Here is an 11,787-nt window from a genome sequence, read left to right as displayed (position 1 = left end):
GAGGCCGGCATGGGTGAGGCGGCGGAAATGGCGGGCGATGCTGTCGGGGTTGCCGTAGTGGGCGGGCAGTGCGCGCCAGGGGGAGGCGGTGAGGGCGAGATGGAAGATGGCGTCCATGCGGCGGCGGAGGTCCGCGACGCGGCGGCCGGCCGGGGTGCGGGGGAGGAGATAGGGGAGGAGGGCGTGCCACTCGGCATCGGTGAGGGGGCGAAAGGGCTGGGGTGGGGAGAGGCGGGGGAGGAGCATGGGAGGAAGTGTAGCATGGTGGGGTGGAATTAGGAAGATTTTCCTTTTGTTGGTGAGGGATGGGAGGTGTCATGGCCGCTGCCGGCCTTGGACGGCCTCTTCGCGGCATCGGGCCGCGATCCGGGATCTTCATTGGACAGGTCGCAGCCCGTGACCCAGATTGCCGTTCCCTGAAGGAATTGCGCATGGACGGCCTTTCCCGTTGTTCCCGGCGCCCGGAGAATGCCGGGGATCAGCGCGGGAGCTTTCTCGGAATCCTGCTGCTCTTTCTTCGCCTGGGCCTGACCTCCTTCGGTGGACCGGTCGCCCATCTCGGCTATTTCCAGGACGAGTTCGTGACCCGCCGCCGTTGGCTCGACGAGAAGGGCTATGCCGATCTCGTCGCGCTGGCCCAGTTTCTTCCAGGTCCGGCCAGCAGCCAGGTCGGCTTCTCGCTCGGCGTGCTGCGGGGCGGCCTGCCCGGCGGGTGCGCGGCCTGGCTCGGCTTCACCCTGCCGTCGGCCGTGGTGATGCTGCTGGCGGCCTATGGGGTGGAGTGGGCGACGGGCGGCATGGGCGTGGGCATCGTGCATGGCCTCAAGCTGGTTGCTGTCGCCGTGGTGGCGCAGGCCGTCCGTGGCATGGGGGGAAGCTTGTGCCCGGATCGGCCGCGGCGGACGATCGCGGTGCTGGCCACCGTCGCGGTCCTGCTCCTGCCCTTCGCCTTCACCCAGGTCGGCGTGATCCTCGCCGGTGGCGCGGCGGGCCTTGTCCTTTACCGGGGCGGCGACGCGGGGCCGCCGGGCGCGGCGATGCCGTTCCAGGTTTCTCGCGGTGCCGCGGCCGCAGCCCTCGTCCTGTTCCCCGTCCTGCTGATCGGCCTGCCCGTGCTGGCCACGGCCACCGGGTCCCACGCGGTCGCCACGGTCGAGGCATTCTACCAGGCCGGGTCGCTGGTCTTCGGCGGCGGGCACGTCGTGCTGCCGCTTCTGGAGCGTGCCTATGTGCCAGCCGGCTGGATCAGCGCCGACCGGTTCCTCGCGGGCTACGGCGTGGTCCAGACGGTGCCCGGGCCGCTTTTCACCTTTGCCGCCTTCGTGGGCGCCGCGCAGAATCTGGCGCCGAACGGCATTGCCGGGGCGGTGCTCGCGTTGCTGGCGGTGTTTCTGCCGGGCATCCTGCTGATGTACGGCATGCTGCCCTTCTGGGACGCGCTGCGGCACCGGCCGGCGGCGCGCGCGGCCATGCAGGGCGTCAACGCCGCAGTCGTCGGCATCCTCGCCGCGGCCCTGTTCGACCCGATCTGGATATCCACCGTCCGTACCCCTGCCGACTTCGCCATCGCCGTGCTGGCCTTCGCTGCACTGGTCTGGTGGCGGGTTCCGGTCTGGCTGGCCGTCGTCCTGACGGCAGCCATGGGGGCGGTCCTGGCCGCCTAGGCGCAGGACTCATTGATCCAGAAGAGGACGGTGGGGGCGAGGGAGATGGCCGAGAAAGGTATGGGCACAGCGGTCGTAGCGCATGGCGACGCGGCGCCAATCCTCGATGCGATGGCTCTGGCGGTGGAGTGCCTTATCGTAGGGAATCGGGATCTTCCGGCTGCGGGTCGGGGGGAACTGATCCTGGCGGAGCGGGGCATCACCGTCACGCACGAGAGCATCCGGGGCTGGTGCCGGAAGTTCGGCCCGGAGTTCGCGGCCAAGCTGCGGCGGCGCCGTCCGAAGCCGAGCGACATCTGGCACCTCGATGAGGTGCTTCTGCGCATCAATGGCGTGCTGCACTATTTCCGGTGAGTGGTAGACCGGCACGAGGTGGTGCTGGACATCCTCGTTGGTTGTGTTGCGCAGTTTGCGACGGGCAGCAAATGGCGTGGATAGCAGGCGGATCAGGCAGCAGCCTGGAACAGCTCGGCGATGGAACTCGCCTGGACCCGCATGTTCCGCCCGCCGGTATCCCGAACCTGTGCCTTCCTGTTCATGGCCATCGCCTCGCGGCCCGCCAGTGTTCGTCGCGCCATATGGAAACTGCCGAAGCCAGGCCCCGGTCTGACCAGGCGTTTCACGCGCCGGTGGTCCTGTTCCACGATGTTGTTGAGGAACTTGCATTGCCGCAGGCGGGAGAAGCGCCACAGCTCGCCATTCCCTTTCAACTGCTCGATGGCAGACGGACAGGCCGGGTTCTTGTCCACCGTGATGGTACGAGGGTTGACCGTATGCGGCTGCCGCAGCGCCTTGCGGAAGAAGCGCTTCGCGGCCGCCGCGTCCCGCCTGGCCGAGAGCAGGAAGTCGATCGTCTGGCCGCGGCTGTCGACAACCTCGGGCAGGAACCAGAGATACTGTCACAGAAGAACGATCGGGAAGGTCAATGCGGAAGTACGCCCATTCCATTCAAGGCAAGGAAGCCGTTTCCTGGGAGGAACTCTCTTCCCATCTTCAGGATGTCTCCACCCGGGCGGCTTCCTTCGCAGCCGCCTTTGGATGGTCAGAAATGGCGCGAATCGCCGGCCTCCTTCATGACATCGGAAAAGTCTCCAACGCTTATCAGGCCTACATCGCGTCCCCGGCGGTCCCAGGTCGTAAGGGGCCGGACCATTCCACGGCCGGAGCAAGGGAGGCCCTGAACAGCTATCCAAAAGGGGTGGGATGGCTGCTGGCTGGCATCATCGCGGCGCACCATGCTGGGTTGGCCGATGGCAAGAAACTGCGGGCCACGCGCTTCGGTGCGGATTACCGGCTGGAACCATATGATGGGTGGCAGGCGCATACCGGCCCCTTGCCGCCCGCCCAGGCGATGGTGCCGCCGGCCGGCTTCCAGCCCTCCCCTCATCCCGGCTTCTCCCAGGCATTCCTGACGCGGATGCTGTTCTCGTGCCTGGTGGATGCCGATTTCCTGGCGACGGAAGCCTTCTTTGCCCGGTCCAGGGGCGGGTCCCCGCACCGCGGCGGCCATAGCCCGCTGGACATGCTCCGCCAGCGACTCGAAGCGTCCCTGGCAGCTCTGCCGACGACGGGAGCGCCCGATATCAACGCGCTGCGGCAGCGGGTGCTGAAGCATGCGCGGGCGAAGGCCGCGCTGGCACCGGGCCTCTTCACCCTCACCGTGCCCACCGGCGGCGGCAAGACGCTGACCTCGCTCGCCTTCGCGCTGGAGCATGCGCGCCGGCATGGGCTGCGGCGCGTGGTCTGTGTGGTGCCCTTCACCGCGATCATCGAACAGACCGTCGACGTGTTCCGCAGCGCCCTGGGCACGCAGGACGACGTGCTGGAGCACCATTCCGGCGTGGACTGGGAAGGCCCGGAATCGGAGGAGGGGACGGAGCCGGACAGCCTCACCCGGCTGAAGCGCGCGGCGGAGAACTGGGACGCGCCGATCGTCGTCACCACCGCGGTGCAGTTCTTCGAGAGCCTTTTCGCCAGCCGCACCTCCCGCTGCCGCAAGCTGCACAACCTGGCCAAGGCGGTGATCGTGCTGGACGAGGCACAGACCCTGCCGCTGCCAGTGCTGCGCCCCTGCATGGCGGCGCTGGAGGAGCTGGCGCGCAACTACGGCAGCAGCGTCGTGCTCTGCACCGCGACCCAGCCGGCGCTGCGACAGAAGGACGGCTTCAAGGGCGGATTCGACCTCGACGACACGCGCGAGCTGGCCCCGGAGCCCCGTGCCCTCTACGCCGCGCTGAAGCGCGTGCGGGTTGAGGTGATGCCGCAGCCCGTATCCGACGCCGCAATCGCCACGCGCTTCGCGGACCAGCCGCAGATGCTGTGCATCGTCAACAGCCGCGCGCATGCCGCGGCGCTGTACGAAGCGATCCGCGAACTGCCCGGGGCGATGCATCTCAGCACGCTGATGTGCGCGAAGCACCGTCGGGAGGTGCTCGCCCAGGCGCGGAAGCGGCTGCGTGACGGTGGGCCGGTGCGGCTGGTCTCCACCAGCCTGATCGAGGCAGGCGTGGACATCTCGCTGCCCGAGGTCTGGCGTGCCGAGGCGGGGCTGGATTCCATCGCCCAGGCGGCGGGCCGCTGCAACCGTCATGGGGAGCTGCCGGCCGGGCGGGTGGTGGTGTTCACGCCGCAGGAGGACAAGGTGCCGCACAGCCTGAAGCGGTTCCGGCAGGCGGCGCAGGGCGTGCTGGGGCGCACGGAGGACCCGTTGGGGCTGGAGGCCATCCGGGCCTACTTCCAGGCGCTGTACTGGACGCAGGGTGACGAGGCATTGGATGCGACCATGGTGGACGGGTATCGCGGCGTGCTGCCGGCCCTCGCCGAGGGGCGGAGGAGCGGCGAGTTCCCCTTCCGCAGCCTGTCCGAGGCCTTCCAGCTGATCGACGAAACCATGCTGCCGGTCGTCGTCGCCTGGAATTCGGAGGCCAAGGAGGATTCGGAGGCCAAGGAGCTGCTGCGGAAGATCGAGGCGATGGATCGGCCACTGTCCGCCGACCTGCGGAAGCTGCAGCCCTACACGGTGTCCGTGCCGCGGCAAGCGCGGGCGCAGTGGCTCGCGACAGGGGCACTGCGCCCGGTGCATGTCGGGCTGGGCGATGCACTGCTGACCTTCGTGGCCGAGGCGCCTTACGACCAGCAGACGGGGTTGCGGCTGGGGGACAGTGCGCTGCTCCGGCGGGTGGAGGAGAATGTATGGTGAGACCTCGTCTGCCGGCCGCGGCTCAGGATCGGGGCGGTGGGAATTTCCCGTAACGATATCGTCCCCAGAACATCTTTCGCGCGACGATGGAGCGTATATCTTTCTCCACGGGGTCAGATGCGAATCGGTCTGGCATCTTCGCGTTCTGGATGCGGGCCAACTCGGGAGGGAGACATGCTGTTTTCGTGGCACCCGGCATGAGCTTCGGCGTCCGGCTGCATGTCTGGGGTGACCGCGCCTGCTTCTCCCGCCCGGAGATGAAGGTCGAGCGTGTTTCCTACGACGTCATCACCCCTTCCGCCGCGCGCGGCATTCTGGAAGCGATCCACTGGAAGCCGGCGATCCGCTGGGTGGTGGACCGGCTCCATGTCCTTCGCCCGATCCGCTTCCAGTCCTTCCGCCGCAACGAGGTGTCCAGCAAGATCCCCGGCCCCACGGCGGAACGCGCCATGCGGGCAGGCTCCGTCGCCGGGCTGGGGATGGTGATGGAGGAGGTGCGGCAGCAGCGGGCCGCCACCCTGCTCGTCGACGTTGCCTATGTGATCGAGGCGCATTTCGTCATGACGCCGCGCGCTGGCGCCGAGGACACGCCGGCCAAGCACCTGTCGATGTTCAACCGGCGCGCCGAGGCCGGGCAGTGCTTCCATCGCCCCTGCCTCGGCACACGGGAGTTCGCCGCGGAGTTCGCGCTGCTCCCGCCCGGGGCCCCGCTGCCGGCGAGCACCCTGCCGCCGGACCAGCGCGACCGCGACCTGGGCTGGATGCTGCACGACATCGACCATGAGGCGGGCGCGGTCTCGCGCTTCTTCCGGGCACGGATGCGTGACGGGGTGGTGGATGTGCGCGCCTGCCTGGAGGAGGGCAGCGCGACGTGACCATCCTTCAATCGCTCGACCGCTACTATGACCGTATGGCAGCGCGGGGGGAGGCGGAGGCGCCCGGCTACTCCCGCGAGAAGATCGGCTTTGCCATCCTGCTCTCCCCGGAGGGCGAGCCGGTCAATCAGAAGGACTTGCGTGAGCAAGTCGGCAGGAAGCTGCAGCCTCGCCTGGTGGAAGTGCCGGCCGCCGTCAAGCGGACGGCGGGCATCTCGCCCAATCTGCTCTGGGACAAGAGCGCCTATGTGCTCGGCCGCACTGCCGGCCAGGGGCGCCGCACCGCCGACGAGCACGCGGCCTTCCGCAAGCTCCATCTGGACCTGCTGGCGGAAACGAAGGACCCGGGGCTGCTCGCACTGCGCCGCTTCCTGGAAGCCTGGCAGCCAGAACGCTTCGACGCGCCGCCTTTCGAGGCGGAGATGCTGGACGTCAACCTGATCTTCGCGCTGGAGGGCGAGCACCGCTATCTGCATGAACGGGAGGCCGCGCGCGCTCTGGTCGCGGCGCGCGGGGGTGGCGAGGGGAAGCGCGCCATCTGCCTCGTTTCCGGCATGGAGGCGCCGATCACGCGGCTGCACCCGACCATCAAGGGGGTGGAGGGCGCGCAGAGTTCCGGCGCGGCGTTGGTCTCCTTCAACCTCGAAGCCTTCGGTTCCTACGGCCAGGAGCAGGGCGCGAATGCCCCGACCTCGGAGGCGGTCGCCTTCCGCTACGGCGCCGCGCTGAACCGCATGCTGGACCGCGGCAGCCGCAATCGCCTGCCGCGCCCGGTCGGCGACACCACCGTGGTGTTCTGGGCCGATGCCTCGGATGTCGGCGAGGAGACAGCCGAGGCGGCCGAGAGCGCCTTCGATACCCTGTTCAACCCGCCCGCCCCGGAGGGTGATCCGGCGCGCGACGGCGAGGAGGCCGCGAAGCTGCGCGCCCTTCTCGCCGCGCTGCATGAGGGCCGCCCGCTGCGCGACGCCGACCCGAAGCTCACCGAGGGCGTGCGCTTCCACATCCTGGGCCTCGCACCCAATGCCGCGCGTCTTTCCGTGCGCTTCTGGCTGTCGGACGACTTCACCGTCTTTGCCCGTAGGCTAGCCGACCACTATGCGGCGCTGGCGATCGAGCCGCCGCCCTGGCGCGCGTTGCCGCCCTCGGTGAACCGTCTGCTGGTGAAGACCGTCGCCCTGCAGGAGAAGTTCGACAACATCCCGCCTCTGCTCGCCGGGGAGGTGACGCGCGCCATCCTCGCCGGCACGCCCTATCCGCGCAGCCTGCTCGCCACCGCCATCATTCGGCTGCGCGCGGGCGACGATGCCGGCACCGGCTGGCACGCCGCCGCGATCCGCGCCGTGCTCGCCTCGCACCATCGAAAGGAATCGCCGCCCGTGAGCCTCGATCGGGAGAATGCCAGTTCGGCCTATCAACTCGGCCGACTCTTCGCGATGGCCGAGATCGCCCAGCGCGTCTCGCTGGGCAAGGTGAACGCCACCATCCGCGACCGCTACTTCGGCGCCGCCTCCGCCACGCCGGCCAACGTCTTCCCGCTGCTGCTGCGGGGGGTACAGAACCATCTCGGCCGGCTGCGCAAGGAAGGCAAGGGTGGCTGGATCGAGAAGGAGATCGACCAGATCTTCGCGCAGCTCCCGCCCTCGCTGCCGCGCTCGCTTGCGCTGCAGAAGCAGGGGGAGTTCGCTATCGGCTACTACCACCAGCGCAGCGCGCGCATCGGCAGCAAATCCGCCGGGCAGATCGCGGACGAGGAAGAGAGCAAGGAAGGCGACATCGATGAGTGAGACGGCCGCGCTGACCCGGCGGCACGAGTTCGTGCTGTTCTTTGACGTCACCAACGGCAACCCGAACGGTGATCCGGATGCGGGCAACCTGCCGCGCCTGGACCCCGAGACCAACCGCGGTCTGGTGTCGGACGTCGCGCTGAAGCGCAAGCTGCGCAACTACGTGGCGCTTGCCCGGGGCGACCGGCCGGGGCACGAGATCTACATGCGCGATGGAGCTACGCTGAACGTCGAGCACAGGCGCGCCTGGGCCGCCGTGATGCCGGAGGTGACCAAGGCCGACGAACAGAAGAAGCTGCCGAAGGACGAGGCCAAGTCCCAGGCCCTGACGCGCTGGATGTGTGCGAATTTCTGGGACATCCGCAGCTTTGGCGCGGTGATGACCACGGGAGTCAATGCCGGGCAGGTGCGCGGGCCGGTGCAGCTTACCTTCGCCACCTCGGTCGAGCCGGTGCTGCCGCTGGAGATTTCCATCACCCGTCTCGCCGCCACCACCGAGAAGGATGCGGAGGAGAAGGGTGGCCGCACCATGGGCCGCAAGCACATTATCCCCTACGGTCTCTACCGCGCGCACGGCTTCGTTTCCGCGCCACTCGCCTCGCATCCGGTCAAGGGCACGGGCTTCTCCGAAGCCGATCTCGACCTGCTGTTCGAGGGGCTGACGCAGATGTTCGAGCATGACCGCTCCGCCGCCCGGGGCGAGATGGCCACGCGACGCCTGGTGGTGTTCCGGCACGCCACGGCGCTGGGCAATGCGCGGGCCAGCGACCTCTTCGACCGGGTGCGCTGCTGGCGGCGCAAGGGGGAGAGCCGCCACCCCGTGGGCGCGGAGACGATCGACAACTGGCCTGCCGCCCGCAGCTTCGCTGATTACGACATCACTGTCGATCGCGACGGGCTGCCGGAGGGGGTGGAGGTGATCGAGCGTTGAGCGTCGTACCATGCCCGTTCCCCATCATCCGGAGGCCGAGGACGGGCTGATCCCGCTCTCGGCGTTGCAGCACCAGATCTTCTGCCCGCGGCAATGCGCGCTTATCCATGTGGAGCAGCTCTGGGCGGAGGATGGCGCGACCGCCGAGGGCAGGCTGCTGCACGAGCGGGTGGATGCCGGAAAGGGCGAGACGCGGCCAGGCCTGAGGGTCGCCCGTGGGATCGCCCTGCGCTCCCTGGCGCTGGGCGTGGTGGGCAAGGCAGATACGGTGGAGTTTCGTGGCCGCCCGCCACAGCCTTATCCTGTCGAATACAAGCGCGGCCGTCCAAAGGCGCACCGGGCGGATGAGGTGCAGATCTGCGCCCAGGCCGTCTGCCTGGAGGAGATGTCCGGCACGACCATCCCCGAGGGTGCCCTGTTCTACGGCCAGACCCGGCGCCGGGTCGTGGTGCGTTTCGACAAGGCGCTGCGGGCTCTGACGGCTGCCACGGCGGAGGCGGCGCGGGCGAACATCCTGGCGGGGGTGACGCCACCGCCGGTGCTGCAATCGGGCTGCCGGCGTTGCTCGATGAGCGACCTGTGCCAACCCGCCCGTCTGGAGAAGCCGCCGAAGGTTGCCGCCTGGCTCGCGCGGCAACTGGCGGCGGAGGAGTGATCCGATGCGGCGCATGCTGAACACGATCTACGTCACGCGCGATGCAGCCTGGCTGCGCAAGGACGGTGCCAACCTCGTGGTCGAGGTGGAGGGTGAGGAGGTCGGCCGTGCGCCGCTCCACATGCTGGAGGGGCTGGTCACCTTCGGACGTCCCGGCTTCTCGCCCGCCCTCATGGCGGCCTGTGCGGAGGGCGGCATCACCATGTCCTGCCTCGACCCGAACGGGCGCTTCCTGGCGCGGATCGAGGGCGCACGCAGCGGCAACGTCCTACTTCGCCGCGCGCAGTACCGGTTGGCGGATGATCCGACGCGCGCTGTGCCGATCGTGCGCGGCATCGTGTCGGCAAAGGTGGCGAACCAGCGCGTCGTGTTGCTGAGAGCATTGCGTGACCATGGCGCCGTCATGGAGGCACCGGTGCGGGAAACGCTGGAACTCTGTTCCGCCCGGTTGTTGGATCAGGCGCGCCGAATCCTGCTGGCGGCAGACATCGACCTGTTGCGCGGCCTGGAAGGTGAGGCGGCCGCGCTGTATTTCGGCGTCTTCGGGCACCTGGTTCGCGCTGCGGACGCCGCCATGGGTTTCACCGGTCGTTCACGCCGGCCTCCGCTGGATCGCATGAACGCGCTGCTTTCCTTCCTCTATGCCATGCTGGGGCATGATTGCCGCGGCGCGCTGGAGGCGCATGGGCTGGACCCACAAGTGGGCTTCCTCCATCGTGACCGTCCTGGTCGCGCCGGGCTGGCGCTGGACCTGATGGAGGAGCTGCGGCCGGTGCTGGCCGATCGCCTGGCGCTGAGCCTGGTGAATCGCGGACAGCTGCGGGCTGGGGATTTCGTCGTGGAGGAGGCCGGCGGTGTGCGCCTGACCGACGACGCCCGGAAGCAGGTGCTGATCGCTTGGCAGGAACGCAAGCGCACCACGCTACGGCATGGCTTTCTGGGTGAGGCCGTACCGCTTGGGTTGATCCCTTACCTACAGGCACAGCTTCTGGCTCGCCACCTGCGCGATGATTTGGATGGCTATCCTGGCTTCTTCTGGAAGTAGGCCAAAGCCATGCTCATGCTCATCACCTATGATGTCAGCACCGTGACGCCAGCGGGACGTCGCAGGTTGAGACGTGTGGCTCGTGCCTGTCTCGACCATGGCCAGCGGGTGCAGAATTCCGTGTTCGAATGCGAAGTTGACCCGGCACAGTGGACCGCGCTACGCGCGCGTCTGATGGCCGAGGTTGATCTGGAGCAGGACAGCCTGCGTTTCTACCGCCTCGGCGCTTCGGGCAGAGCCCGGGTGGAACATATGGGTGCAAAGCCCGTTCTGGATCTGGAAGGACCATTGGTCTTCTGAGATGACGCAATTTGCGCGATCCGGTAGCGACCATGCCGTGGCGTGGTGGCTCGCGGAGCGCTGAACTCATTGAAAACAGAAGAAGAGTTTGTATAAGCGGAAAGACGCTGCCGGACCGACCTAGGCTTCCACCCTGGTTCGCGACGAGTGGCGGGCAAACCATGGAGCTTTCACAAAAAAAAGTGCCGGGAGTCGCTCCCCGTGCGGGAGCGTGGATCGAAACTGACGGGGGAGCCGCCATGGTCAATGCCTTCGACGTCGCTCCCCGTGCGGGAGCGTGGATCGAAACGACTGGGCGGATATCCGCTGGTACGACTGGAAGCGTCGCTCCCCGTGCGGGAGCGTGGATCGAAACAGCACCCACTGCGTGTTGTTCCGGCTGTCCTCAGGTCGCTCCCCGTGCGGGAGCGTGGATCGAAACACCGAGGCCATCGAACGCCAGGGCGGCACCGGCGTCGCTCCCCGTGCGGGAGCGTGGATCGAAACGTGGCGGACGCGGCGGACAAGCTGGGCGCCACGGGTCGCTCCCCGTGCGGGAGCGTGGATCGAAACCAGGCGCTCGCGGTGACAGCGGCCCAAGCGTGGGAGTCGCTCCCCGTGCGGGAGCGTGGATCGAAACTCTTTGCCGCAGGCATGCCGGTTCAGGGCTTGCCGTCGCTCCCCGTGCGGGAGCGTGGATCGAAACATCTGCAAGGGTGGGCGACGGTGGGCGCCCGATCGTCGCTCCCCGTGCGGGAGCGTGGATCGAAACCCGAGCAGACGAGCAGGGCGGCGGTTACGAGACGTCGCTCCCCGTGCGGGAGCGTGGATCGAAACAAGGAGATCGCCAAGATACCGGCCGAGAAGTTGGACGTCGCTCCCCGTGCGGGAGCGTGGATCGAAACAGCCCGCTCCAACGCACGACATTGCCGCGGGGGTCGCTCCCCGTGCGGGAGCGTGGATCGAAACTCAGGCGGCGCAGTGCTCTCGATCTCCGCGCCAAGTCGCTCCCCGTGCGGGAGCGTGGATCGAAACCGGTATCAGCAAGGAGTTGCTGGGCACCGCCGACGTCGCTCCCCGTGCGGGAGCGTGGATCGAAACATGCGACCGCGCGCCATGTTCTTGACCACGCCAGCGTCGCTCCCCGTGCGGGAGCGTGGATCGAAACGATGCGGAGAAGTGCCGAGACGGCCTCGAAGCGCGTCGCTCCCCGTGCGGGAGCGTGGATCGAAACCCCCTGGAGGGGGAAAACCCCCAGGGCGGTCGTCGTCGCTCCCCGTGCGGGAGCGTGGATCGAAACTCCACGGCGCTCGACGCGGCCAGGACCGCCGGGCCGTCGCTCCCCGTGCGGG

10 protein-coding genes and 2 pseudogenes are annotated in these 11,787 nt (G+C 68.3%); 9 read left to right on the top strand and 3 right to left on the bottom strand.

From position 1 onward, the window contains the following. On the bottom strand, positions 1 to 246 hold a 246-nt coding region (locus ROTAS13_RS28480; RefSeq protein WP_139323325.1), incomplete at its 3' end, for a transposase. Positions 247 to 431: 185 nt separating this feature from the next. Between ROTAS13_RS28480 and chrA the strand changes: the two genes are divergently transcribed. Then, on the top strand, positions 432 to 1,664 hold the full coding sequence (gene chrA / locus ROTAS13_RS11580) for a chromate efflux transporter (protein ID WP_058389753.1): 1,233 nt from the start codon (positions 432 to 434) through the stop codon (positions 1,662 to 1,664). Here chrA and ROTAS13_RS28070 read toward each other — a convergent pair. Continuing rightward, positions 1,661 to 1,838, bottom strand: a pseudogene (locus ROTAS13_RS28070) (IS5/IS1182 family transposase); the annotation flags it as partial. The gene chrA and the pseudogene ROTAS13_RS28070 sit on opposite strands and share 4 nt — an antisense overlap. On the opposite strand from ROTAS13_RS28070, the pseudogene ROTAS13_RS28065 reads away from it, so the two are divergent. Further along, a pseudogene (locus ROTAS13_RS28065) lies at positions 1,839 to 1,997 on the top strand (IS6 family transposase); the annotation flags it as partial. Positions 1,998 to 2,110: 113 nt separating this feature from the next. Here the strand turns inward: ROTAS13_RS28065 and ROTAS13_RS11570 are convergent. After that, positions 2,111 to 2,548: a DDE-type integrase/transposase/recombinase gene (locus tag ROTAS13_RS11570; RefSeq protein WP_216348636.1), complete on the bottom strand. Its 438-nt coding sequence runs from the start codon at positions 2,546 to 2,548 to the stop codon at positions 2,111 to 2,113. A 41-nt stretch (positions 2,549 to 2,589) separates the two neighbouring features. On the opposite strand from ROTAS13_RS11570, the gene ROTAS13_RS11565 reads away from it, so the two are divergent. The 7 genes from ROTAS13_RS11565 to cas2 all read left to right on the top strand — a co-directional run bounded on the left by ROTAS13_RS11565 (position 2,590) and on the right by cas2 (position 10,456). Continuing rightward, entirely contained in the window at positions 2,590 to 4,863 is a 2,274-nt protein-coding gene (locus tag ROTAS13_RS11565) for a CRISPR-associated endonuclease Cas3'' (RefSeq protein ID WP_075822410.1), read from the top strand. 197 nt (positions 4,864 to 5,060) lie between these two features. Beyond that, positions 5,061 to 5,738: a type I-C CRISPR-associated protein Cas5c gene (gene cas5c / locus ROTAS13_RS11560; RefSeq protein ID WP_058389756.1), complete on the top strand. Its 678-nt coding sequence runs from the start codon at positions 5,061 to 5,063 to the stop codon at positions 5,736 to 5,738. Then, on the top strand, positions 5,735 to 7,525 hold the full coding sequence (gene cas8c / locus ROTAS13_RS11555; protein WP_075822409.1) for a type I-C CRISPR-associated protein Cas8c/Csd1: 1,791 nt from the start codon (positions 5,735 to 5,737) through the stop codon (positions 7,523 to 7,525). Before cas5c ends, cas8c begins: the two co-directional genes overlap by 4 nt. Continuing rightward, the gene (gene cas7c, locus ROTAS13_RS11550; RefSeq protein ID WP_058389757.1) at positions 7,518 to 8,456 is read left to right on the top strand and encodes a type I-C CRISPR-associated protein Cas7/Csd2; all 939 of its coding nucleotides are present in this window, start codon (positions 7,518 to 7,520) and stop codon (positions 8,454 to 8,456) included. The genes cas8c and cas7c overlap by 8 nt, the downstream gene beginning before the upstream one ends. Positions 8,457 to 8,466: 10 nt before the next feature. Further along, a complete protein-coding gene (cas4, locus tag ROTAS13_RS11545) occupies positions 8,467 to 9,111 on the top strand; it encodes a CRISPR-associated protein Cas4 (RefSeq protein ID WP_075822408.1) in 645 nt (214 codons plus the stop codon). Between the two features lie 4 nt (positions 9,112 to 9,115). After that, positions 9,116 to 10,156, top strand: coding sequence for a type I-C CRISPR-associated endonuclease Cas1c (gene cas1c / locus ROTAS13_RS11540; RefSeq protein WP_075822407.1), 1,041 nt, complete (start codon positions 9,116 to 9,118; stop codon positions 10,154 to 10,156). Between the two features lie 9 nt (positions 10,157 to 10,165). Then, the gene (gene cas2 / locus ROTAS13_RS11535; protein WP_075822406.1) at positions 10,166 to 10,456 is read left to right on the top strand and encodes a CRISPR-associated endonuclease Cas2; all 291 of its coding nucleotides are present in this window, start codon (positions 10,166 to 10,168) and stop codon (positions 10,454 to 10,456) included. Positions 10,457 to 11,787: the final 1,331 nt, after the last annotated feature.

This window comes from Roseomonas sp. TAS13 (assembly GCF_001950415.1).
Lineage (GTDB): Bacteria > Pseudomonadota > Alphaproteobacteria > Acetobacterales > Acetobacteraceae > Roseomonas > Roseomonas mucosa.
The sequence above is the reverse complement of the archived record's forward strand: the minus strand, read 5'-3'. Positions and strand labels throughout refer to the sequence as shown.